Below are 23394 nucleotides of genomic sequence, written 5' to 3'. Positions count from 1 at the left end.
ATCGCGAAGGAGCTGCCCATGGAGTACGCCCTGGAGCTCAACCGGCTGATCGAGCTGCAGATGGAGGGCGCGGTCGGTTAAGGCCCCCGGGCCGGGGGGGGGGGGGGGGGGGGGGCCCCGCCCCCCCCCCCCCCCCCCCCCCCACCCCGCATCGTCCGCCGGCGCCGGTCAGGCGTCCGTCTTCGCGCCGGACTCCGGCTCCGCCTCGGTCTCGGCGTGCAGGCTCATCGGCCCGTAGATCTTCGTCGTGTCCTCGAAGAGGTGCACCTGGTCGGCGCCGCCGGCCAGGAGTTCCTTCCAGTACTCGCCGATCCAGGACTCCGCGTCGCCCTGTGTGGTGAACTCGTCGGGGGCCACGGCCGGTTCGACCTCGGTGCCGTCGGCCTTCTCGAACCGCCACGTCCATGCGCTCATGCACAGCCTCCAAAGATCCGTTCGGCAACCGAAGGCCAGGTGGGCGCGCCACCGGACCGAGGATCAGCCTATCCGGGCGCGCACGACCCGGACCGACGCGGGAGGATCGCCCTGTGGAACTGACTCTGCTCGGCACCGGCGCCCCGGCCGGACTGCCCCGCCCCGACTGCCCCTGCGCGGCCTGCGCCAGTGCGCTCGGCGCCTTCGCGCGCTCCGCCACGGCGCTGCTCGTGGACGGCGTCCTGCTGCTCGACCTCACCCCGGGCGCCGCGTTCGCCGCGGCCCGCTCGGGGCACTCGCTCGCGGCGGTGCAGCAGGTGCTGCTCACGCATCCGAACGGCGGCCCGGCCGTCGAGCACCCGGCCGGACTGCCGCGCGCGGGCCGCGTCCCGGACGGCGCCGAGCTGGCGCTGCTCGACGGGCACCGGGTGCGGGCGCTCGCCCTGGACGCGCCCGGCACGGGGTACGAAGTGACCGGGCCCGACGGTGAGTCGGTGCTGTATCTGCCGCCCGGGACCGCTCCCGCGGGCGAGGTCGAGCGGCCGGAACCGTACGACATGGTCCTCCTCGACGTGCTCGGCCGGCCGGACGCGCTGGCCAAGCTGCGGGCGGGCGGTGCGGTGGCGGCGACCACGGACGTGCTCGCGGTCCACATCGACCATGACACCCCGCCGGGGCCGGAGCTGGACCGCCGGCTCGCCGCGGCCGGGGCGCGTGCGGTGCGGGACGGTACGACGGTGGTGGTCGGCGAGTACCACGCCGTACCGGATCTGCCGCGCCGCACGCTGGTGCTCGGCGGTGCGCGCTCGGGCAAGTCGGTGGAGGCCGAGCGGCGTCTGGAAACCTTCCCCGAGGTCGTGTACGTGGCGACGGGCGGGGTGCGGGACGGGGACGCCGAGTGGGCGGACCGGATACGGCTGCACCGTGAACGCCGCCCCGGTTCCTGGCGGACCCTCGAGACCTGCGACCTCGTGCCCCTCCTCCAGGAGGACGGACCGCCGCTCCTCGTCGACTGTCTGTCGCTGTGGCTTACGGACGCGATGGACAAGGTGGAGGCCTGGGACGACGCGAAGTGGGCGGCGGGCGGCGACCGCGCGCTGCGCGAGCAGGTGGCCCAACTGGTGGGCGCGGTCCGGCAGTCGGCGCGCACGGTGGTCGCCGTGTCGAACGAGGTGGGCTCGGGTGTGGTGCCCGCGACCGCGTCGGGCCGCCGCTTCCGTGATGAACTCGGGCGTCTCAACGCGGCGTTCGCGAGTGAGTGCGAGCATGTGCTGCTCGTGGTGGCGGGGCAGGTGCTGGTGCTGCGCGGGTGAGGCGGCGGGCGGGTCCGTGAGGTGAGGCGGACCCGCCCCGCCGTTCACCAGCCGGACGCCGTGTAGATGACCTCACCGGCCTGCGGGTCGCCCCAGGCCAGTTCGCGCAGCAGCGCGCGCACGCCGTCGTCGGGGTCGATCAGCTCGATCCCGCGCCGCGCGTAGTCGGCGCTCTGCTCCGGGCCGACCATGCCGTCGTGCGCCCCGGTCGGCGCCCACGGACCCCAGTGCACCGTCAGCGCGCGGGTGCCGGTGGCGTCCTGCCAGCGGTGGCCGATGCGGGCGAGGGCGTCGTTCGCGGCGGTGTAGTCGATCTGGCCGGGGTTGCCGAGGACGGCGGCGAGGGAGCCGAACAGGACCGTGAAGCGCGGCAGCCGGGGCAGCCGGTGCATGGCGGCGAGCAGCACGCGTGCACCGTCCACCTTGGTGCCGTAGACCCGCCGGAACGAGTCCGGGTCCTTCGCGGCGAGCGGCCGGTCCTCGACGACGCCGGCCGCGTGGATGACGCCGTCGATCCGCCCGTACACGGTGTACGTCTCCTTGACGGCCTGCTGCACGGCCTCCGCGTCCCGGACGTCGACGGCCCGGTAACCGGCCGTGCCGCCCGCGTCGTGGATCTCGGCGAGCGTGGCGGCGATCTCGCGCTGGGCGAGGATGACGGACGCGGTCCGCTCGACCGTCTCGGGAGCGAGTCCGCCGCGCGCGGTGAGCGCGGCGCGCAGGGCCTCGCGGCCGCGGGCGTCGGGGAACTCGTCCGGTACGTCCGGGAGTTCCGTACGTCCGAGGAGCTCGATACGGCAGCGTGAGGCGGCGGCGAGCGCCACGGCGCAGCGGGCCGTGATGCCGCGGGCGCCGCCGGCGATCACGACGACGGAGTCCGGGCCGAGTCCGAGCGCGGACGCCTCGGCGACGCATCTGCCGCCGTCCGCGGACTCCGGCAGACTCAGGCCCTGCTCCTGCACGGCGATCCCGTGGCGTTCGCGCGGGGTGCGGCGGACGACGGGCTCGCGGTCCGGTGCGAGCAGTTCCTCGACGATCATCTCGGCCTGCTCGGCGGCGCCGCGGCTGCCGTCGATCTCCACGCTGCGGGCGATGGTGTCCGGGTACTCGCAGGCGACCGTACGGAAGAACCCGTCGAGTCCGCTGGTGTCCTTCGCGTACCGCGCGGCGAGCAGCCAGCGCGGGGCGCGGCTCAGCGCGGCCCGGAACAGCGGGAACGCGCCGGGCAGCACGGGCTCGGCCCCGTCGGCGAGCGCGCCGACGTGGATCAGTCCGTCCATGCTCCCCTGATGCGCCTCCAGGTCATCGCCCGCCCGCGAGGCGATGGCCCCGAGCACGGTCAACCGCGTCACCAGCGCCTGCGCCACGGCCGTCCCGTCCCCGACCAGCACAAACCGCTTCCCCCGCAGATCCTGCGCCGCTGCGGCACCGGGGGCGGGCGCCGGGGTGAGGCGGGTGAGGGTGAGGCGGTGGCGGGTGGGGGCGGAGAGGGTGGGGCGGGGGGCGGGGGCCTCGGTGGCGGGGTGGAGGTCGGGCTCCGGGTCGAGATCGATGTCGATGTCGAAGTCGGGATCGGGGTCGGGGTCGGAGTCGGGGTCGGAGTCGGAGGTGAGGTCGGGGCCGGTGGTTGCCTCGGGCTCGGGCTCGCGTACGAGGTCAGCCTCCTCCGGCTGTACGAGGTCAGCCTCCTCCGGCTGTACCGGAGTCGGGTCCTGTGGCCGCACAGGGCTCACGTTCTCCGGGCGTACGGGGGTGAAGTCCCGCAGCAGTGCGGGCTGCGGCTCCGTGAGCGGGGCCTGGGGCTCGCTGTCGGCCGGACGGTGCGGCACGGGTGCGTCCGAGGCCGGCGGTTCCATGGGGGTGGGTGCGGTGACGGCCTCGGTGCCGGACGTCATGCGTACGGCGGCGGCATCGGGCGCACTGTCGATCCAGGCGGGGTCTTCGGTGAGGTCTCCGATGAAGAGACCGTGGGGGTGGAGCAAGGCACTGCGAACCCTGCGCGCTGTGGCGAGCGGGGCGGGTGCAACCGGAGTCGCGGCGGTGGCAGCGGCGCCCGACTGCGCCACGGACGGCTCATGCCCCGGTTCGACGTCAGTGATCAGCACAGCGGATACCGGTACGGGTGAAGTCAGGGCCGCAGCGGCGGCGGTAGCGGCAAGGGCACCCCAGTGCGCCGCGGACGGCTCCCGCCCCGGCCCGGTGTGGGCGGTTGGATTCGCGAGTGCGAGTGCGAGTGCGGGTGCGGTCTCGGCCGGAGTGTCCGCCGGTGCCGCCGATACGGCCTCCTCGGCCACCGACGGGTCCGCCGTCCCCGAGTCCGCCCCGCCGAAGTACGCCACCAGCGCATCCCGCTGAGCGGTCAGCGTCTCCCTCGTGTTCTGGAGGAACTCCCGCAGCAATACCTCGCGTTCGCCGGGCTGCGAGCCCGAACCGTGGTCGAGCCAGGCTGCCGCTGCCGCGGACGGACGTGGCAGGGCCACCACGGGGGTGCCGTCGGCTGTGCGGATCAGATGGGTGTCGACCGTCCAGGCGGGGCGTCGCGGCGCGGTGGTGGGGAGCGTGGCGCGGTCCGTGAGGAGGCGGTCCGCCGTTACGGGGACGCCGGCCGCGAACAGCCGGGCCAGCGCTTCGAGGTGTCCGCGCAGTCCCGCGCCGGGCCGCGGTTCGAACGGTACGGCGGTGTGCGGCCGTTCGCCGAGGATCTGGCCGACCAGACCGGTCAGGACGGTCCCGGGCCCGGCCTCGACGAAGACCCGCGCCCCGGCGTCGTACATCGCCTCGATCTGCTCGGCGAAGCGCACGGGTGCGCCGATCTGCTCGGCGAGCTGGACCCGTACGTCCGCGGGCGAGGACCCGTACCGCGTACCGGTGCGGTTCGCCCAGACCGGGAACTCGGGCGCGCGCACCGCGTACCCGGCGAGCGCCGCCGAGAAGCGCGGCACCGCGCGGGCCACGAGCGGGCTGTGGAAGGCGCAGGCGACGGGGAGCGGGCGGGCGGGGAGCCCGGCCGCGTTGAGCGCTTCGACGGCGCGGCCGACGGCCTGTGTCGGACCCGAGATCACGGTCCGCGCGGGCGCGTTGTGGTGCGCGGCGACGACCTGGTCGGCGAGTCCGGAGCGTACGACGACCTGTCCGGTCTCCTCCGCGGAGGCCGCGACCGCGGCCATCGCGCCGGGATCGTCGCCGAGGGCGGCGGTGACCGCCTCGGCCCGCGCGCGGCTGAGCCCGGCGAGCACGGCGGAGTCGATGCTTCCGGCGGCGCAGAGGGCGACCAGCTCGCCGTACGAGTGCCCGCCCGCCAGGTCGGGCCGTACGCCCGCGAGCGTCAGGACGTCGTACGCGGCGAGCGAGACGGCGCCGAGCGCGGGCTGCGCGTGCCGGGTGTCGGTGAGGCGGGCGTGCTGCGCGGCGCGCTCGTCGGCGTCGCGCGCTGCGGGCGGGAAGAGCACGTCGGCAGGGAGGCCGAGCAGATGCCGCTGGGTCGCGGGGAACGCCGTGAACACCTCGGCGAGCATCCCGGGCCGCTGGCTGCCCTGGCCGGGGAAGAGGAACGCGACCTTGTGGTCGGCGTCCTCGGCGACGGCGTCAGGGTCCGCCGGGAAGACCCCCGCGGTCCGCTTGCCGTCCAGCAAGTCCCGTAGAAGCGAAGGCAGTTGGGCAACGGAGTCGGCGACGACCGCGCCGAGGGTGCCCGTCCCCGCGCTCCGGGCCGCCACGAGCGCCAGGTCCCGCAGCCGCCAGGTGCCGGACGCGGCGAGGGCGATCAGTTCCTCGGCGGCCTCGCGGCTGCGCAGCACGAACAGTTCGGCGGGCCACTGCGCGGCGCCCTGCCGGGGCGGTGCCCCGCCGTCGAATGCCTTCAGGACGACATGGACGGCGGTGCTGCCGGAGGCGCCGACAGCGGCGACGCGGCGCGAAGGCCGCTCGGTCCACGGCAGTGCGTGCTCATGGAGCTCGGTGGGCGGGCGCACCCCGGTGTGCAGGGCGAGCGCGGCCTTGATGAGTCCGGCGAGGCCCGCGGCGCGCCCGGTGTGCCCGATCCGCGAGGCCGCCGAGTCGATGACGCAGGAGCCGGGCTCGGCGCCCGCGGCTTCGAACACCTCGGACAGGGCCGCGAGTTCAGCGTCCGCGACGGCCGTGGGGGTCTCCACGAGGCCGACGTCGGCGGGTGAGACACGGGCCTGGGCGTGGGCGCGCCCCAGGGCGGTGCGCCCTGCCTCGGGGCGCGGGCCGGACCCCGGCCCCTCCCCCGCCGAGCCGATGCCCTTGATGACCGCGTAGATCCGGTCACCGTCCCGCTCGGCGTCCGCGCGCCGCTTGAGCACGACGCACGCGACGCCCTCGCGGGGCACGCCGCTGTCCGTGTCCGTGCCCGTTTCCATGACGACGCCGTCGTGCACCTCGGCGCCACCGCACAGCGCGACGTCCGCGGCGCCGCTCGTCAGCTCCTTGCAGGCCGCGTCGAGGGCCATGAGCGAGGAGGCGGAGCCGGCGTCGACGGTGAAGCCCGCGCCGCCGAGGCCGAGGCGGCCGGCGATCCGGCCGGACAGGACGGTGTCGCCGCCGGACGCGGCACCGAACACCACGCATGTACGCCCGCGCGGGAACTCCTTGCGGTCGAGGCCCGCGTCCTCCAAGGCGTGCCGGGCGGCTTCGAGGGCCAGCAGCTGGACCGGTTCGATCTCCGCGAGGGCGTCCGGCTCGATTCCGTACGCGAGCGGGTCGAAGCCGACCGGAGCCAGGAAGCCGCCGTTCGCCGCCGGGGAGCCGTCCCGCGTGCCGTCGCCCTGCGCCTCGCCGTCCTCCCCCGCGAGGATCCCCGCCCAGTAGGCGTCGAGGTCGGGGGCGCCGGGGAACATCGCGGACAGGCCGACGACGGCCACATCCAGCGCGGCCGGCACCGGGCGCTCCTCCACCGTGCCGACCTTGGCCACGCGGAGCCGGGCCGCGCGCCGCGCGTAGTACGCGGCCGCGCCGTCGCCGACTCCGTGGTGCAGCGCGGCGACGGTGGTGGTCGCGGCGCGCAGCACCGCCACCTCCCCGGCCGCGAACAGGCCCTCGCGGAGCCGGCGTTCCTCGTCCACGTCGACGAGTTCGTCGCCGACGCGCTCGATGCCCTTGCCCGCGATCCGCAGCCGGGCCGTGTTCAGCCGCTCCATCTCCTCGTGGGCCTGCCGTTCCGGGACGCCCTGCGCGCGCAGTTCTTCCTTGTACGTCTCGTACGCCGCCGTGAACGCGCTCGGGACGCAGCGCGTGGCGTGCCCGGGTGCGGTGTGCAGGAGCACGGTGGAGTCGGCGGCCAGAACGGCCTGCTGGAACAGCGGTCTGATCGCCCCGCGGTCCACGGCCTCCTCGGTGAAGAGGTACGCGGTGCCCATGAGCACACCGGTCGCGGCGCCGCGTTCCGTGAGGGGCGCGGCGAGTGCGGCGACCATGGCGGCGGAGCGCTCGTCGTGGATGCCGCCGGCGAAGAGGATCTGGAGCGCGGCCGGGTCCTCGTCGTCGTGCGCGTCCAGGAAGTCTTCCAGTACGGCGAGTTGGGCCTCCCAGAGCGGGAAGCTGTTGCGCGGTCCGACGGGCCCGCCGCATTCGGCGCCTTCGAGGACGAAGCGGCGCGCGCCCGCGGCGAGGAACTCCTCGAGCAGCCCGGACGAGGGGGCGTGCAGGAAGGTGGCGACGCCCTCGGCCTCCAGCTCGGCGGCCTGCGCGGGGCGGCCGCCCGAGAGGACGGCATGGCTGGGGCGCAGTTCGCGTACGGCGTCGAGCTGGGCGGTACGGACCTCCTCGGGCGCGAAGCCGAGCAGGCCGACGCCCCAGGGGCGGTCGCCGAGCGCCTCGCGCGTGCGCTCCATCAGGGCGCGGGTCTGCTCCTCGCCGGTCTGCGGGAGCGCGAGGAACGGGAGTCCGCCGCCGTCCGCGACGGCCGCGGCGAAGCCGGCCTGGTCGCTGACGTGGGCCATCGGGCCCTGGGCGACGGGCAGTGCGGTACCGAGGGCGCGGCACATGGCGGTGCCGCCGCGCAGGGCCGAGGTGTCGGCGTGCGCGGCCTCGTCGATACCGTTGCGCACCGCTGCGACCGCGGCCGCGACGGTCCCGTACTTCTCGGCGAACCGGGCCGCGAGGAAAGCGTCCTGGCCGAGCGGCAGCGGCTGGTCGCGCAGGGCCGGGGCGAGGCCGGGGCGGCGGCGGTCGAGGACGCGGCGGCCCTCGACGACCACGCTCTCGGAACCGTCCGCGGTCCGCAGGAACCGCGCGACCATGTCGTCGGTGTCGCTCTCCTCCAGGAGGGCGAGCTGCACATCGAGGACGACACCGGCCGCGCCGGCGACGACCGCGGCGGCAGCGGTACGGGGCCCGATTCCGCCGCAGGCCCAGACGGGAACGGTCTCGCCGACCTCCCCCACCACCTGCTGCAGCAGTACGAAGGTCGACAACTCCCCGGCCTCACCGCCGCATTCACTGCCCCGCACGACGATCCCCGCCGCGCCTTCACGCACGGCGTGCGCGGCCTCGGCGGCGCTGCGGACCTCGACGAGGACGGTGGGCGCGGGGACTTCGGGGACGCCCCAGGGGGCGTCGGGGGCGAGCAGGACGGTGTGCGGACCCGCGGGGTCGCGCAGTTCGTCGGGGTCGAGCCCGGGGTGCGCGCCGATCCGCACACCGAAGGCTCCCGGGGCCCAGGCACGGGCGAGCGCGAGGGCCTCGCGGGCCCGGCGCCCGCCACCGCCGAGGTCCAGGACACCGAGCCCGCCGGCCCGGGCAACGGCGGCAACGAGCCGCACGTCCGGCGCACCGAACGGGCTGACGCCGATAACGGTCTGCGTCTGCGTCACGGAAGCGGGCTCCTCTGATAGGCACGAAACAGTACGACAATCCGACTCAAAGCGGAACGTAAGGGATCCCTTGACCCACTGCAATGACCCCCTCGTCGGGGGTGCTTCGCATGGCGTAACAGGGGGAGCTGTTGGGGGTTGAGGGGGCGTCAGGGACGACCGCTCCCTGGGCCCCCCTCGACCGTGGCGGAGACGGCAACCCGGCCCCGGTAACCTTCACCCGCATGAGCGCGCTGAATCTCGATGACTTCGCCGACCTGATCGAGCGCCCCGACGGCGGCGTACGACGCGACGCCGAGGAGCGGCGAGCCAAGTTCGCCGTACCCCCCGGCGCCCTCGGCCGCCTCGACGAGCTCGGCGAGTGGCTCGCGGCGGCCCAGGGCTCCGTACCCGTGAAGCCCGTACGCCGGCCGAAGGTGCTGCTGTTCGCGGGCGATCACGGCATCGCCGAGCTCGGCGTGTCCGCCCGCGAACCGGGCACCGCGCACGAACTGGTGCGCGCCGTGCTCGACGGTTCGAGCCCGGTGGCCGTCCTCGCACGCCACGCCGACGTCCCCGTACGCGTCGTGGACCTCTCGCTCGACGCCGACCCCGCGTCGCTGCCCGCCGAGATCGCCGGCCACCGCGTGCGCCGCGGTTCGGGCCGGATCGACATCGAGGATGCCCTCGCTCCCGAGGAGGCCGAGGCCGCCGTCCGCGCGGGCATGGCCATCGCCGACGAGGAGGCCGACGCCGGGACGGACCTGGTCGTACTCGGCGACCTGAGCGTCGGCGGCACCACCCCCGCCGCGGTCCTGATCGCCGCGCTCTGCGGCACCGACGCGTCCGTGGTGACCGGCCGCGGCGGCCGCCCCATCGACGACCTCGCCTGGATGCGCAAGTGCGCCGCGATCCGCGACACCCTGCGCCGTGCCCGCCCCGTCCTCGGCGACCAGCTGCAGCTCCTGCAGACCGTCGGCGGCGCCGACCTCGCCGCCCTCACCGGCTTCCTGCTGCAGAGCGCGGTCCGGCACACCCCGGTGATCCTCGACGGCGTCGTCTCCGGCGCCGCCGCCCTCGTCGCCCAGCGCGTCGCGTTCCGTGCGCCCGACTGGTGGCTGGCCGGGCAGACCAGCGGCGAGCCGGGCCAGGCCAAGGCCTTCGACCGGCTCGCCCTCGAACCGCTGCTCACCCACGACGTGACCGCGGGCGAGGGCACGGGCGCCCTGCTCGCCCTGCCCCTGGTCCGCTCCGCCGCAGCGCTCGCCGCGGAACTTCCCGTACAGGAAGAGCCCGCACAGGACGAGCTCGTACAGGACGAGCCCGTAGAGGAAGAGCCCGTACAGAAGGACCCCGCCGAGCAGGAGAAGCCCGCCGAAGACGCGGAGTCCGAGCCCGCCTGAGGACCCGTCACCCCTGAACAGCACGGCGCCACCTGACCCCGTAATGCCCGATTCGCCCCATAGGATCCCGTTCCATGGGAGAGGCCGGACGTGAGTCAGGGACCGCCGCCGGAGCACGCGCGGCGGCGCACCGCAGACGGGCGGCGGCGTTCGCCGTCTGGTATCTGCGGGGCGTCGCGTTCCTCAACTTCCTGAGCGCGTTCTGGGTCTCCTTCGCCCAGGACCTGCGCCGCCACAACACCGATGACTTCTTCACCCCGTACCTGCTGACCGCGGGCTTCGCCTCCGGTCTCTTCACGCTCTTCCTCGCCATCACGATGCGCCGCCGCAAGCGCGCCGCCTGGATCCTCAACTCCGTGCTCAGCGGCGCCTTCCTGGCGCTCTTCGCGTTCGCGATGCTCTTCGAGGAGATCCGCCGTCATCCGCAGAACTGGGTGTCGCTCGGTCTGACGGCCCTGTTCGTCGCGGCGCTTGCGCTCGGCCGCAGCGAGTTCTACGCGAAGGGCGACCGCGCCAACCCGAGGCTGGCCGCGATCGTGGGCGCGGGCGGTCTGCTCGGCACCTCGCTGCTGGCCGCGCTCCTGGTCACCGTCACCGACCAGAGCCACAGGGCCGGATTCCTGGAGCGCTGGCGCTACGGCACGGCCCGGCTCGTCTCGCTCGCCGCCGACGAGTCCCATCCGACGATCACCACCCCCGGCTGGGTCGACATCTCGATCAATGTCCTCAGCACGGCCCTGCTGCTCGCGATCCTGTACGCCGCGTTCCGCTCGCGCCGCGCCGTCGACCCGCTGACCGAGGACGACGAGAAGCGGCTGCGCGAACTCCTCGACCGCCAGGGCGAACGCGACTCCCTCGGCTACTTCGCGCTGCGCCGCGACAAGAGCGTGATCTGGTCCCCGAGCGGCAAGGCCGCCGTCGCCTACCGCGTCGTCAGCGGCGTCTCGCTCGCGTCCGGCGACCCGATCGGCGACCCCGAGGCCTGGCCCGGCGCGATCGAGCCGTGGCTGGCCGAGGCGCGCGAGCACGGCTGGGCACCGGCGGTGATCGGGGCGAGCGAGGAGGGCGGCACGATCTACGCGCGGCACGGGCTCGACGCGCTGGAGCTCGGAGACGAAGCGCTCGTGGAGACATGCGCCCGCGGCGGAGCCGCAGATGGACACTTCACGCTGGAGGGGCGTGCGATGCGCACCGTCCGCCAGGCCCACAACCGCGTCCAGCGCGCCGGCTACCGGGTCCGGATCCGGCGGCACGAGGACATCCCGGCCGACGAGCTCACGTATCTCCTCCGGAGGGCCGACGACTGGCGCGACGGCGCCACCGAGCGCGGCTTCTCGATGGCGCTCGGACGGCTGGGTGACCCGCAGGACGGGCGGTGCGTGATGGTCGAGTGCACGGACGGCACGGGCGGGTTGAGGGCGCTGCAGTCGTTCGTGCCGTGGGGCCCGAAGGGGCTGTCGCTGGATCTGATGCGGCGTGACCGCGACGCGGACAACGGCCTGATGGAGTTCATGGTCATCGAACTCCTGCGGCGCTCGGGCGACATCGGCATCGCACAGGTCTCCCTCAACTTCGCGATGTTCCGCTCGGTCTTCGAACGCGGCGCACGGATCGGCGCGGGCCCCGTGCTGCGGATGTGGCGCTCGCTCCTGAGTTTCTGCTCGCGCTGGTGGCAGATCGAGTCCCTGTACCGGGCCAACGCGAAGTACCGGCCCATCTGGGAGCCGCGCTTCCTGCTCTTCGAGAAGAGCGGCGACCTGCTGCGGATCGGGGTCGCGGCGGCCCGCGCCGAGGGGTTCCTGGAAGCTCCCGGGTTGCCCAAGTGGCTGCACCGGCGCCACTTGGAATCCCGCCGGTGAACCTCCTTCGGAAGTTCGTACGGGCGGAATGGGGGGCTCTGTACCGGGCCGTTCGCGACGGCCTCGCGGCCAAGAAATGGCGCGCGATCCCGGTCACGCTGGCGGCGGTCTGCCTCACCGCGCTGCTCCAGTACATCCAGAACCAGGAGTGGGGCTACCAGTTCGTCCAGAACATCGGCTCCGTACGCGCCGAGGAACCCCTCTGGCTCGCGCTCCTGCGCACCCCGCTCTCCCTCTTCGTACCGGCCCTCGACCTGCCGGTGTGGGGAGCGCTCGGCCAGATCCTGCTCGTGTTCGGGATCGCGGAGATCGCGCTCGGCCGGCGGCGGATGCTCGTCATCGGATACGTGGCCACCCTGGCCGGGACGCTGTACGCGCGGTTCGGGATCTGGCTCGGCGAGGACCGGCCGCTCGGGCTGCCCGCCTCGGACGCCCAGGTCGTCGACACGGGCCCGTCGGCCGCGGTGGTGGGCCTGGCCGTGTACGTGTGCTGGCGCTACCGGGCCTGGTGCACGATGGCGCTGGTGATCGGGGCGATGGTCGCCGAGACGCTGATCGACGACAACCTCGCGGGCCGCGAGCATCTCGCCGCGATCGTCGCGGTACTGCTGCTGTGCGCCGTATCCGCGCTGCGTCAGCGCCGGCGCTCGGGCATGTGGTCGGGGCCGGGCGCGGGATCCGGGTCGACCACGGCGCTGCGCCGCGGCTCCGGGTCGAAACGGCCGCCGAGCAGTTCCTGAACCTTGCGCCGCGGCTTCGACCAGCGGCGGTCGTGGTGGAAGGCGCGCAGGGCGCCGCGGGAGCGGGCGCGCGGACGGTTCTTGTAGAAGAGCTTCCACCAGGGCGAACCCGGGCGGGCCAGCCGGATGGCGCCGAACATCGCGACGAACGGCACGACGATGCCGAACATCGCCATCCGCGGCTTGCCCTTGGCGAGCGCGATCAGGGCGAAGAAGAAGTTCGTCGCGGTGTTCATCACGACGAAGACGCGGCTGTGCCGTTCCTCGGTGGTGAGTTCATTGACGCCGAACGGCAGGAAGCCGCCGAGCACCAGCGCGACCAGGGCCGCGGTGAGCACCACGATCTCGACGCTCTTGCGGCCCGCCTCGCTCCAGTACACGTCGTCGAGATGCAGGATCAGCGCGAACTCGTCGAGGACGAGACCGGCCCCGAGCCCGAAGATCACCGCCGAGGCCAGCGAGCCGAAGCTGTGCCGGCCCGCGGCGACGGCACCGAAGCCGCCGATGATCGTGAGGATGATGCCGGGCACCACGTGGTGGATGTGCAGATCGCCGGCCTTCACGTTCCCGAAGGGGCCTTTGCCCGCGCGGATCATCCGCGTGATGATCCGGGTCACCAGGAACGACAGGACGAACGAGACAAGCGCGAGCAGCAGCGGCAGCTTCCCCGGTTCGACGATGTTCCGGTACCACCAGTGACTCACGCCACGGCCTCCCGATATGCCCGCTTCTGTCTGGTAAGGGCCATTTAACGCGCTACGGCGGCGGTTAGCCTGCCGCGGTGACGCAACAGGACCCCGCCCCCCTCTCCGCCGGTGTGCGCTTCGCCTTCGGCACCCTGACCGTCCTGCCGGTACGCGTGGAGCGGTGGGACCGGGCCGCCGCACGCGTCGGCATGCTGTGCGCGCCGCTCGCGGGCCTGGTCGTCGGCCTCTGCTCGGCGGCGGCCGGCGGAGCGCTGCTGCTCCTGGGCGCGGGCCCGCTGCTCGCCGCGGTCGCGACGGCGGCCGTCCCCGCGGTACTCACCCGGGCGCTGCATCTGGACGGGCTCGCGGACACGGCGGACGGCCTCGGCAGCGCGAAGCCGGCCGACGAGGCGCTCGCCATCATGAAGCGCTCGGACATCGGCCCGTTCGGCGTGGTCACCCTGCTGTTCGTCCTGCTCGCGCAGGTCGCGGTGTTCTTCCAGGTGTACGAGGAGCGGGGCTGGGCGGCCGGAGCGGTCGCGGCGACCGTGGCCCACGTCGCGGGCCGCACGGCCCTGACCCTGGCGTCCCGCCCGTCCGTACCCGCCGCCCGGCCGGAGGGCCTGGGCGCGGCGGTCGCCGGAACGGTCCCGCTGCAGTCCGCGGCACTCGTCGCCGCCCTGGTCACCTGCCTCGCGGCCGCGGCCGGTCACGGCACGGTCGGCGTCCTGCACGGGGCACTCGCGGTACTGGGCGCACTCGCCCTCGGCGAACTCCTGCTGCGCCGGTGCGTACGACGCTTCGGCGGGATCACCGGGGATGTGTTCGGGGCGGTGGCGGAGGTGGCGGTGACGGGGGCGTTGGTGGTGTCGGCACTCGGCTGACGGCACGTCCCGCGTGGTGCCCAGCGCCCACCCCGTACCGATAATCCCTGCCGCAGACGCCCCGCAACCACCGCAAGCGTAGGCTCACCAAGGGACACCACCCCGAAAACCAACAGAAGAGAGAACTCACCACCGTGACTGCTCTGAGCCTCAGCACCGCCGCCGCCGTCGGCCTGAAGGCCGACGCACTCGTCGTCGGAGTCGCCAAGGGCGACAAGGGCCCGGTCGTCGCCCCCGGCGCCGACACCGTCGAGAAGGCCTTCGGCGGCAAGCTCGCCACCGTCCTCGAGACCCTCGGCGCCTCGGGCGGCGAGGGCGAGGTCACCAAGGTTCCCGCGCCCGACGGCGTGAAGGCCCCGCTCGTGCTCGCGGTCGGTCTCGGTGCGGCGGCGGAGAAGGACGGATCGTTCGACGCCGAGGCGCTGCGCCGCGCGGCCGGTGCCGCCGCCCGCGCCCTGACCGGTACGAAGAAGGCCGCGTTCGCGCTGCCCGTCGACGGCGACGGTGCGGTGCAGGCGATCGGCGAGGGCGCGCTGCTCGGCGCGTACTCCTTCGACGCGTACAAGGAGAACGGCGCGGCCAAGTCCGCGAAGTCCTCGAAGAAGGACGCCGCCAAGGGCCCGCTCGGCGAGGCCGTGATCCTGGGCTCGCGCGACAAGGCCGCGAAGGCCGCGATCGAGCGCGCCACCGCCGTGGCCGAGGAGCTCAACCGCGCCCGCGACCTGATCAACACCCCGCCGAACGACCTCAACCCGGAGGCCTTCGCGGCCGTCGCGCAGGCTGCGGCCAAGGAGCACGGCCTCAAGGTGCAGGTGCTCGACGAGAAGGCGCTCACCAAGGGCGGCTACGGCGGCATCCTCGGCGTCGGTGCCGGTTCCGCCTCCGCACCGCGCCTGGTGAAGCTCTCCTACACGCACGCCAAGGCGAAGAAGCACCTCGCCTTCGTCGGCAAGGGCATCACGTACGACTCGGGCGGCATCTCGCTGAAGCCGGCCGGCCACAACGAGACGATGAAGTGCGACATGAGCGGTGCCGCCGCCGTGTTCGCCGCCGTCGTCGCGGCCGCCCGTCTCGGCCTCGAGGTCAACGTCACCGGCTGGCTCGCGCTCGCCGAGAACATGCCGTCGGGCTCCGCGACCCGTCCCGGCGACGTCCTGCGGATGTACTCGGGCAAGACCGTCGAGGTCCTCAACACCGACGCCGAGGGCCGTCTCGTCCTGGCCGACGCGCTGGCCAAGGCCTCCGAGGACAAGCCCGACGCGATCGTGGACGTCGCGACGCTGACCGGCGCGATGATGGTGGCGCTCGGCTCGCGCACCTTCGGGATCATGGCGAACGACGACGCGTTCCGTACCTCCGTGTACGAGATCGCCGAGGAGTCGGGCGAGCCGGCGTGGCCGATGCCGCTGCCCGAGCACCTGGTCAAGGGCATGGACTCGCCGACCGCCGACATCGCCAACATGGGCGAGCGGATGGGCGGCGGCCTGGTGGCCGGTCTGTTCCTGCGCGAGTTCGTCGGCGAGGGCATCACCTGGGCGCACCTCGACATCGCGGGCCCGGCCTTCAACGAGGGCGCGCCGTTCGGCTACACGCCGAAGGGCGGCACGGGTACGGCGGTCCGCACGCTCGTCGCCCTGGCCGAGCGCACGGCGGCCGGTGACCTGGGCTGATCTCGCCTGTCCCCCGCGTGACCTGCGGCCCCGGGCCTCGTGCCCGGGGCCGTTCGCGTGCGCCGGGGACCCTTGTGTGATCGATCAAACGTCTTGCACTGTGGCCCGACGTCCCGCTCACGCCCGACAAGTGCGAAGATGGCCTGTGGCAGGACAGGGCCCCCACCACAGGGCCGAAGGTACAAGCGGCCGAACACCAGCCGCCGCGCGGTCAGTGAGGACCGGCGTACGGCGCACAGCATGGAGGACGTGACGTGGCGAACGACGCCAGCACCGTTTTCGACCTAGTGATCCTCGGCGGCGGTAGCGGCGGATACGCCGCGGCTCTGCGCGCCGCTCAGCTTGGTCTGGACGTCGCCCTGATCGAGAAGAACAAGCTCGGCGGCACCTGCCTGCACAACGGCTGCATCCCCACGAAGGCGCTGCTGCACGCCGGTGAGGTCGCCGACCAGACGCGCGAGAGCGCGCAGTTCGGTGTGAAGTCCTCGTTCGAGGGCATCGACATCGCGGCCGTCCACAAGTACAAGGACGACGTGATCTCCGGCCTGTACAAGGGCCTGCAGGGCCTGGTCGCCTCCCGCAAGGTGACGTACATCGAGGGTGAGGGCCGGCTGTCGTCGCCCACCTCGGTGGACGTGAACGGGCAGCGCATCCAGGGCCGCCACATTCTTCTGGCGACCGGCTCCGTGCCGAAGTCGCTGCCGGGTCTGGAGATCGACGGCAACCGCATCATCTCCTCGGACCACGCGCTCGTCCTGGACCGCGTCCCGGAGTCCGCGATCATCCTGGGCGGCGGCGTCATCGGCGTCGAGTTCGCCTCGGCGTGGAAGTCCTTCGGCACCGACGTGACCGTGATCGAGGGTCTGAAGAACCTCGTCCCGGTCGAGGACGTGAACTCCTCGAAGATCCTCGAGCGTGCGTTCCGCAAGCGCGGGATCAAGTTCAACCTCGGCACGTTCTTCCAGTCCGCCGAGTACACCCAGAACGGCGTCAAGGTCACCCTCGCCGACGGCAAGACCTTCGAGGCCGAGGTCCTCCTGGTCGCCATCGGCCGCGGCCCGGTCTCGGCCGGTCTCGGCTACGAGGAGCAGGGCGTCGCGATGGACCGCGGCTACGTCCTGGTCGACGAGTACATGCAGACCAACGTGCCGACCATCTCGGCCGTCGGTGACCTCGTCCCGACCCTCCAGCTCGCGCACGTCGGCTTCGCCGAGGGCATCCTGGTGGCGGAGCGGCTGGCCGGCCTGAAGGTCGTCCCGATCGACTACGACGGTGTGCCCCGCGTGACGTACTGCCACCCGGAGGTCGCCTCCGTCGGTATCACCGAGGCCAAGGCCAAGGAGATCTACGGCGCGGACAAGGTCGTCGCCCTCAAGTACAACCTCGCGGGCAACGGCAAGTCCAAGATCCTCAAGACCGCCGGTGAGATCAAGCTGGTCCAGGTCAAGGACGGTGCCGTCGTCGGCGTCCACATGGTCGGTGACCGGATGGGCGAGCAGGTCGGCGAAGCCCAGCTGATCTACAACTGGGAGGCGCTCCCGGCCGAGGTCGCGCAGCTCATCCACGCGCACCCGACGCAGAACGAGGCGCTCGGCGAGGCTCACCTGGCGCTGGCCGGCAAGCCGCTGCACTCGCACGACTAGCAGCCCTCGGGCCGCCTCGGGCCGCAGGGCCCGGGGCAGTACGGCCCCCACAAACTTCCCCGCACTTTCGTAAGGAGCAACAGAAACCATGGCGGTTTCCGTAACCCTTCCGGCGCTCGGCGAGAGCGTCACCGAGGGCACTGTCACCCGTTGGCTGAAGGCCGAGGGCGAGCGCGTCGAGGCCGACGAGCCGCTGCTCGAGGTGTCGACCGACAAGGTCGACACCGAGATCCCCTCCCCCGTCTCCGGTGTCCTCGCGTCCATCAAGGTCGCCGAGGACGAGACGGTCGAGGTCGGCGCCGAGCTGGCCCTGATCGACGACGGCAGCGGTGCCCCCGCGGCCGCCCCCGCCCCGGCTGCCGCCGAGGCCCCCGCGGCTCCGGCTGCTCCGGCCCCCGTGGCCGAGGCTCCGGCCGCTCCCGCGGCTCCGGCTCCCGCCGCCGCCTCCGCCGGTGGTGCCACGGGCACCGACGTGACGCTCCCCGCCCTGGGCGAGTCCGTCACCGAGGGCACCGTGACCCGCTGGCTCAAGGAGGTCGGCGAGACCGTCGCGGCCGACGAGCCGCTGCTCGAGGTCTCCACGGACAAGGTCGACACCGAGATCCCGTCGCCGGTCGCCGGCGTACTGCTCGAGATCACGGTCGGTGAGGACGAGACCGCCGAGGTCGGCGCCAAGCTCGCCGTCATCGGTGCACCGGGTGCCGCTCCGGCTGCCCCGGCCGCCCCCGCCGCTCCGGCTCCGGCCGCTGCCCCGGCCCCCGTGGCCGCCCCGGCTCCCGTCGCCGCGCCCGCCCCCGTGGCCGCTCCGGCTCCGGTCGCCGCCCCGGCGCCCGCGCCCGTGGCCCCGGCCGCCCCGGCTCCGGCCGCGCCCGCCGCCGCCCAGCCCGTGGACGACGGCGCGTACGTCACCCCGCTGGTGCGCAAGCTCGCCTCCGAGAACGGTGTCGACCTCAGCGCCGTCAAGGGCACCGGCGTCGGCGGCCGTATCCGCAAGCAGGACGTCCTCGCCGCCGCCGAGGCCGCGAAGGCCGCCGCCCCGGTCGCCGCCGCTCCGGCCGCTGCCGCTCCGGCCGCCGCCAAGGCTCCGGCGATCCAGGCCTCCGAGCTGCGCGGTCAGACGGTCAAGATGACCCGCATGCGCAAGGTCATCGGCGACAACATGATGAAGGCGCTGCACGGCCAGGCCCAGCTGTCCTCCATGGTCGAGGTGGATGTCACCAAGATCATGAAGCTGCGGGCCGCGGCCAAGGACTCCTTCGCCGCCCGTGAGGGCGTCAAGCTGTCCCCGATGCCGTTCTTCGTGAAGGCCGCCGCCCAGGCACTCAAGGTCCACGCGGTCGTCAACGCGCGGATCAACGAGGACGACGGCACCATCACGTACCACGACTCGGAGAACATCGGCATCGCCGTGGACTCCGAGAAGGGCCTGATGACCCCGGTCATCAAGGGTGCGGGCGACCTCAACCTGGCCGGTATCTCCAAGGCCACGGCCGACCTCGCCAGCAAGGTCCGCGCGTCGAAGATCACCCCGGACGAGCTGTCCGGCGCGACCTTCACCATCTCCAACACCGGTTCGCGCGGCGCCCTGTTCGACACGATCATCGTGCCCCCGAACCAGGTCGGCATCCTCGGCATCGGCGCCACCGTCAAGCGTCCTGTGGTCATCAACCACCCGGACCTCGGCGAGACGATCGCGATCCGCGACATGGTCTACCTGACCCTGTCGTACGACCACCGTCTGGTGGACGGCGCGGACGCCGCCCGCTACCTGACCACGGTCAAGCAGATCCTCGAGGCCGGCGAGTTCGAGGTCGAGCTGGGTCTGTGACCCCGGCATACGGGCCGCTGATCGGCCCAAATGGGATGACCGCCGTGTAAGGCTCGTCACTCAGTGCCATGTGTGCCCCCGTCCGGACGTTTCCGGGCGGGGGCACCGCCGTATTGTTTGGGGGTCGAGCCCGCGCTCACGCAGGGATCGCGCCCTTCCCGAAGGAGCACGTCATGTCCGCCCCCGTCGTCCAATCTCTGCGCGAGCAGATCCGCGAGCACATCGTGGAGGGGATCGTCAGCGGCCGCTGGCAGCCCGGTGAGCGCATCGTGGAGCGCCGGATCGCGGTCGAGCTGGAGGTCAGCCAGACGCCGGTACGCGAGGCGCTGCGGGAGCTGGAGTCGCTCCGCCTGATCGAGTCGGCGCCCAACAAGGGCGTACGGGTGCGGAACCTGTCCGCGGCCGATCTCGAGGAGTCGTATCCCGTACGAGCGGGTCTCGAGCAGATCGCGGCGGAGCTGGCGGCCGAGAAGCTGGCCGCCGACTGCTCGGCGCTCACGCCCCACGTGGAGGCCCTGTACGTGGCCGACCAGGCCGCGGACGGCACCGCGCAGGTGCGGCACACGGTGGCGTTCCACCGCGAGCTGGTGCGGGCCGCGGGGAACTCCGTGCTGCTCCACACGTGGGAAGGCCTGGGCATCGAGGTCTTCACGGCGCTCTCGATCCGGTGGCTGGGCACGGTCCAGCAGTCGTACGCGGAGGAGCACCAGGCGCTGGTGGAGGCGTTCCTGCGGCGGGATCCGGGAATCGGCCAGATGGTGAAGGACCACGTCCTGGGCTGCGCTCCGGCGCCGGCGGCGGCGGCCGAGTAGGGCCGCCCTTGTCCCGTACGGGGAACTATGGCTGACTGAAACCGGTCACAAGGGGGAGCGCATGGGCAGTTGGGCTGTCGTCGCGCAGTACGCCTACGGCGACGCGTACCAGACCGATTTCGTCCGTCGAGGGCTGGAGAGCAAAGAGCAGGCGCTGGACGAGCTCCGCTCCCTTGTCGCCACCTACCTGCCGACCGCCAACATCATGGAGAAGTGGCGTCGGGTGTACCGCTACGACGACCAGGTGTCCTACCTCGTCGAGATCAAGGGCAAGATCACGACGTGGCAGTGCACCCTGCGGATCGTGGAACGGGTCGAGGTGACCGAGCTGTAGGGAGCATCCCGCCGGCCCGCTCAACTGTGGCGCAGCGCCCCCAAATTAGCGCCCCGAATGCCCGATATGCCAGGCACCCCGTGCCCGTCAAGCTGACACCCCGTGCCGACTTCTCGATAACGAGAAGTTTTTGCCTTCAACGCTTTGATCGATCATCGATCAGCGGCTTACTCTCGACGGCGGACTGCACACAGTCCACGCCCTGTCCTGCCAGCCAGGGCCCATCAACACCCCGTCTCTCCTGACGCACGACCGACGACCGGCCGCCGCGGACAGGAGGAGATCCTGTCCGGAAGGCGGCGAACATGACCGACCCCGTAGGCAAGCTCCCGAGCCAGCTCGACCAGCTGCCGGACCGCGACCCGGAGGAGACCGCCGAGTGGGCGGCCTCCCTGGACGCGGTCAGCGAGCACGCCGGTGCGCACCGCGCCGAATACCTGCTGCGCCGCACCCTGCAGCACGCCGAGGACGCGGGCCTGGCCCTGCCCCGGCTGCTGGAGACGGACTACGTCAACACCATCCCCACCTCCGCCGAGACCCCGGTCGACGGCGACGAGGAGATGGAGCGGAAGATCACCGCGTGGAACCGCTGGAACGCGGCCGCGATGGTCACCCGGGGAAGCAAGTACGGCGTCGGCGGCCACATCGCCACCTTCGCCTCTGCCGCCTGGCTTTACGAGACGGGCTTCAACCACTTCTTCCGCGGCAAGGAGCAGGACGGCTCCGGCGACCAGATCTACGTCCAGGGCCACGCGTCGCCCGGCATCTACGCCCGCGCGTTCCTCGACGGCCGTCTCAGCGAGTCGCACCTCGACCACTTCCGCCAGGAGGCCGGCGGCAAGGGCCTCCCCTCGTACCCGCACCCCCGCCGCCTTCCCTGGCTGTGGGAGTTCCCGACCGTCTCCATGGGTCTCGGCCCGCTGTCGGCGATCTACCAGGCGCGCTTCAACCGCTACCTGACCAACCGCGGCATCAAGGACGTCTCGCAGTCCCACGTGTGGGCCTTCCTCGGTGACGGCGAGATGGACGAGCCCGAGTCGACGGCGGCACTCGCACTCGCGAGCCGCGAGGGTCTGGACAACCTGACCTTCGTCATCAACTGCAACCTGCAGCGCCTCGACGGCCCGGTCCGCGCCAACTTCAAGATCGTGCAGGAGCTGGAGGCCCAGTTCCGCGGCGCCGGCTGGAACGTCGTGAAGTCGCTGTGGGGCAACGCCTGGGACGAGCTCTTCCAGCTCGACACCACCGGCGCCCTGGTCCGCCGCATCCGCGAGGTCCCGGACGCGCAGGTGCAGACGTACCAGACCCGCGACGCCGCGTACATCCGCGAGGACTTCTTCGGCAAGGACCCGGCGCTCGCCGAGATGGCGAAGCTGCTGTCCGACGACAAGATCCTCGAGTGCTTCCACCTGTCGCGTGGTGGCCACGAGCCGCGCAAGGTCTACGCCGCGTACAAGGCCGCGCTGTCCCACAAGGGCGCGCCGACCGTGATCCTGGCGCAGACCGTCAAGGGCTTCACCCTGGGTGAGGGCTTCGCGTCGAAGAACGCGAACCACCAGATGAAGAAGCTCACGAACGACGAGTTCAAGAACATGCGTGACCTTCTCGAGCTGCCCATCAGCGACAGCCAGTTCGCGGACGGCCAGGTGCCCTACGGCCACCCCGGCGCCGACTCCCCCGAGGTCCGCTACCTGCACGAGCGCCGCGCCGCGCTCGGCGGTCCGGCCCCGACGCGCCGTATGCACGCCGTCGGCCCGCTGCCCGCGCAGTCCGAGAAGGCCTTCACGTCCTTCGACAAGGGCTCCGGTTCGCAGTCGGTGGCCACGACCATGGCGTTCGTCCGCCTGGTCAAGGACCTGATGCGCGACAAGGAGACCGGCAAGCGCTGGGTGCCGATCGTCCCGGACGAGGCCCGTACCTTCGGTATGGAGTCGCTCTTCCCGTCGCTCGGCATCTACTCGCCGAAGGGCCAGACGTACGAGCCGGTCGACCGCGACCAGCTGATGTACTACCGCGAGGCCAAGGACGGCCAGATCCTCAACGAGGGGATCACCGAGGCCGGTTCGATGGCCGACTTCATCGCCGCGTCCACCGCGTACTCCACGCACGGCGAGACGATGATCCCGTTCTACATCTTCTACTCGATGTTCGGCTGGCAGCGCACGGCCGACCAGATGTGGCAGCTCGCCGACCAGCTCGGCAAGGGCTTCCTCATCGGTGCCACCGCGGGCCGTACGACCCTGACGGGTGAGGGTCTGCAGCACGCCGACGGCCACTCGCCGGTGATCGCGGCCACCAACCCGGCCTCGCTCACCTACGACCCGGCGTTCGCGTACGAGGTCTCGGCGATCGTCAGGAGCGGTCTGGAGCGGATGTACGGCGAGAAGCCGGAGGACATCTTCTACTACCTGACCGTCTACAACGAGCCCATGCCGCAGCCCGCCAAGCCGGCCGGCATCGACGAGGGCATCGTGCGCGGTCTGTACCGCTTCAACACCTCGGAGTCCGCGGGCCTCACGGTCCCGGCGAACGCGCCGGCGATCCAGCTGCTCGGCTCCGGCACGGCCATCCACTGGACCCTCAAGGCCCAGAAGATGCTCGCCGAGGAGTGGGGCGTGGCCGCCGACGTATGGTCCGCCACCTCGTGGACCGAGCTGCGCCGCGACGCCCTGGAGGCCGACGAGGCCATCCTGCGCGGCGAGGAGCGCGTCCCGTACCTGCGCAAGGCGCTCGACGGCGCCCAGGGTCCGGTGCTCGCGGTCAGCGACTACATGCGCCAGGTCCCGGACCAGATCGCGCAGTGGGTCGAGCAGGACTACACCTCGCTCGGCGCCGACGGCTTCGGCCTGTCGGACACGCGTGACGCGGCCCGCCGTCACTTCGGCATCGACGCCGAGTCGATCGTCGTCGCCGCCCTGGCCCAGCTCGCCCGCCGCGGCGAGGTGCAGGCCACCGCGGTGAAGGAAGCGCGGGAGCGGTACGGCCTGTAAGGCTCC

At 72.7% G+C, this 23394-nt stretch carries 14 protein-coding genes; 11 read left to right on the top strand and 3 right to left on the bottom strand.

Annotated elements, in window-relative coordinates:
• Window positions 1–168: 168 nt before the first annotated feature.
• A complete protein-coding gene (locus ACIBI4_RS28305; protein ID WP_399206918.1) occupies window positions 169–414 on the bottom strand; it encodes a hypothetical protein in 246 nt (81 codons plus the stop codon).
• Window positions 415–527: 113 nt separating this feature from the next.
• Between ACIBI4_RS28305 and ACIBI4_RS28300 the strand changes: the two genes are divergently transcribed.
• On the top strand, window positions 528–1727 hold the full coding sequence (locus ACIBI4_RS28300) for a bifunctional adenosylcobinamide kinase/adenosylcobinamide-phosphate guanylyltransferase (protein WP_399206917.1): 1200 nt from the start codon (window positions 528–530) through the stop codon (window positions 1725–1727).
• Window positions 1728–1771: 44 nt separating this feature from the next.
• Here the strand turns inward: ACIBI4_RS28300 and ACIBI4_RS28295 are convergent, their stop codons facing one another.
• Window positions 1772–8560, bottom strand: a complete 6789-nt coding sequence (locus tag ACIBI4_RS28295; RefSeq protein WP_399206916.1) for an SDR family NAD(P)-dependent oxidoreductase — start codon at window positions 8558–8560, stop codon at window positions 1772–1774.
• A 224-nt stretch (window positions 8561–8784) separates the two neighbouring features.
• Between ACIBI4_RS28295 and cobT the strand changes: the two genes are divergently transcribed.
• The 3 genes from cobT (at window position 8785) to ACIBI4_RS28280 (ending at window position 12541) form a co-directional block, all read left to right on the top strand.
• Window positions 8785–9942, top strand: a complete 1158-nt coding sequence (gene cobT / locus ACIBI4_RS28290) for a nicotinate-nucleotide--dimethylbenzimidazole phosphoribosyltransferase (protein WP_399206915.1) — start codon at window positions 8785–8787, stop codon at window positions 9940–9942.
• Between the two features lie 74 nt (window positions 9943–10016).
• Window positions 10017–11801, top strand: coding sequence for a phosphatidylglycerol lysyltransferase domain-containing protein (locus tag ACIBI4_RS28285; protein WP_399206914.1), 1785 nt, complete (start codon window positions 10017–10019; stop codon window positions 11799–11801).
• Window positions 11798–12541 (top strand): hypothetical protein, encoded by a 744-nt coding sequence (locus ACIBI4_RS28280; protein ID WP_399206913.1) that lies wholly within the window; start codon window positions 11798–11800, stop codon window positions 12539–12541. Before ACIBI4_RS28285 ends, ACIBI4_RS28280 begins: the two co-directional genes overlap by 4 nt.
• Here ACIBI4_RS28280 and ACIBI4_RS28275 read toward each other — a convergent pair.
• Window positions 12436–13245, bottom strand: a complete 810-nt coding sequence (locus ACIBI4_RS28275; RefSeq protein ID WP_399206912.1) for a hypothetical protein — start codon at window positions 13243–13245, stop codon at window positions 12436–12438. The genes ACIBI4_RS28280 and ACIBI4_RS28275 overlap by 106 nt on opposite strands.
• A gap of 77 nt (window positions 13246–13322) precedes the next feature.
• Here ACIBI4_RS28275 and ACIBI4_RS28270 point away from each other — a divergent pair, with 77 nt between their 5' ends.
• The 7 genes from ACIBI4_RS28270 to aceE all read left to right on the top strand — a co-directional run bounded on the left by ACIBI4_RS28270 (window position 13323) and on the right by aceE (window position 23388).
• Window positions 13323–14111, top strand: coding sequence for an adenosylcobinamide-GDP ribazoletransferase (locus ACIBI4_RS28270; protein ID WP_399206911.1), 789 nt, complete (start codon window positions 13323–13325; stop codon window positions 14109–14111).
• A gap of 134 nt (window positions 14112–14245) precedes the next feature.
• Window positions 14246–15781 carry a leucyl aminopeptidase gene (locus ACIBI4_RS28265; protein ID WP_399206910.1) on the top strand — a complete coding sequence of 512 codons (1536 nt, stop codon included), beginning with the start codon at window positions 14246–14248 and terminating at the stop codon, window positions 15779–15781.
• A 254-nt stretch (window positions 15782–16035) separates the two neighbouring features.
• On the top strand, window positions 16036–17424 hold the full coding sequence (lpdA, locus tag ACIBI4_RS28260; RefSeq protein WP_399206909.1) for a dihydrolipoyl dehydrogenase: 1389 nt from the start codon (window positions 16036–16038) through the stop codon (window positions 17422–17424).
• Window positions 17425–17512: 88 nt separating this feature from the next.
• On the top strand, window positions 17513–19252 hold the full coding sequence (gene sucB / locus ACIBI4_RS28255) for a 2-oxoglutarate dehydrogenase, E2 component, dihydrolipoamide succinyltransferase (protein WP_399206908.1): 1740 nt from the start codon (window positions 17513–17515) through the stop codon (window positions 19250–19252).
• 173 nt (window positions 19253–19425) lie between these two features.
• On the top strand, window positions 19426–20064 hold the full coding sequence (locus ACIBI4_RS28250) for a GntR family transcriptional regulator (protein WP_399206907.1): 639 nt from the start codon (window positions 19426–19428) through the stop codon (window positions 20062–20064).
• Window positions 20065–20125: 61 nt separating this feature from the next.
• On the top strand, window positions 20126–20398 hold the full coding sequence (locus ACIBI4_RS28245; protein ID WP_399206906.1) for a hypothetical protein: 273 nt from the start codon (window positions 20126–20128) through the stop codon (window positions 20396–20398).
• Between the two features lie 305 nt (window positions 20399–20703).
• Complete coding sequence (aceE, locus tag ACIBI4_RS28240; RefSeq protein WP_399206905.1) at window positions 20704–23388, top strand: pyruvate dehydrogenase (acetyl-transferring), homodimeric type; 2685 nt, start codon at window positions 20704–20706, stop codon at window positions 23386–23388.
• Window positions 23389–23394 lie beyond the last annotated feature (6 nt).

Origin of the sequence: Streptomyces sp. NPDC050418 (assembly GCF_044458745.1) — a bacterium.
Classification (GTDB): domain Bacteria; phylum Actinomycetota; class Actinomycetes; order Streptomycetales; family Streptomycetaceae; genus Streptomyces.
This window is presented reverse-complemented; position numbering and strand designations above follow the sequence as displayed.

Bases quoted from the DNA above. Each gene is read 5' to 3' on its own strand.
- ACIBI4_RS28305 (WP_399206918.1), bottom strand. From the start codon at position 414: ATGAGCGCATGGACGTGGCGGTTCGAGAAGGCCGACGGCACCGAGGTC.
- cobT (WP_399206915.1), top strand. From the start codon at position 8,785: ATGAGCGCGCTGAATCTCGATGACTTCGCCGACCTGATCGAGCGCCCC.
- ACIBI4_RS28285 (WP_399206914.1), top strand. From the start codon at position 10,017: ATGGGAGAGGCCGGACGTGAGTCAGGGACCGCCGCCGGAGCACGCGCG.
- sucB (WP_399206908.1), top strand. From the start codon at position 17,513: ATGGCGGTTTCCGTAACCCTTCCGGCGCTCGGCGAGAGCGTCACCGAG.
- ACIBI4_RS28250 (WP_399206907.1), top strand. From the start codon at position 19,426: ATGTCCGCCCCCGTCGTCCAATCTCTGCGCGAGCAGATCCGCGAGCAC.
- ACIBI4_RS28245 (WP_399206906.1), top strand. From the start codon at position 20,126: ATGGGCAGTTGGGCTGTCGTCGCGCAGTACGCCTACGGCGACGCGTAC.
- aceE (WP_399206905.1), top strand. From the start codon at position 20,704: ATGACCGACCCCGTAGGCAAGCTCCCGAGCCAGCTCGACCAGCTGCCG.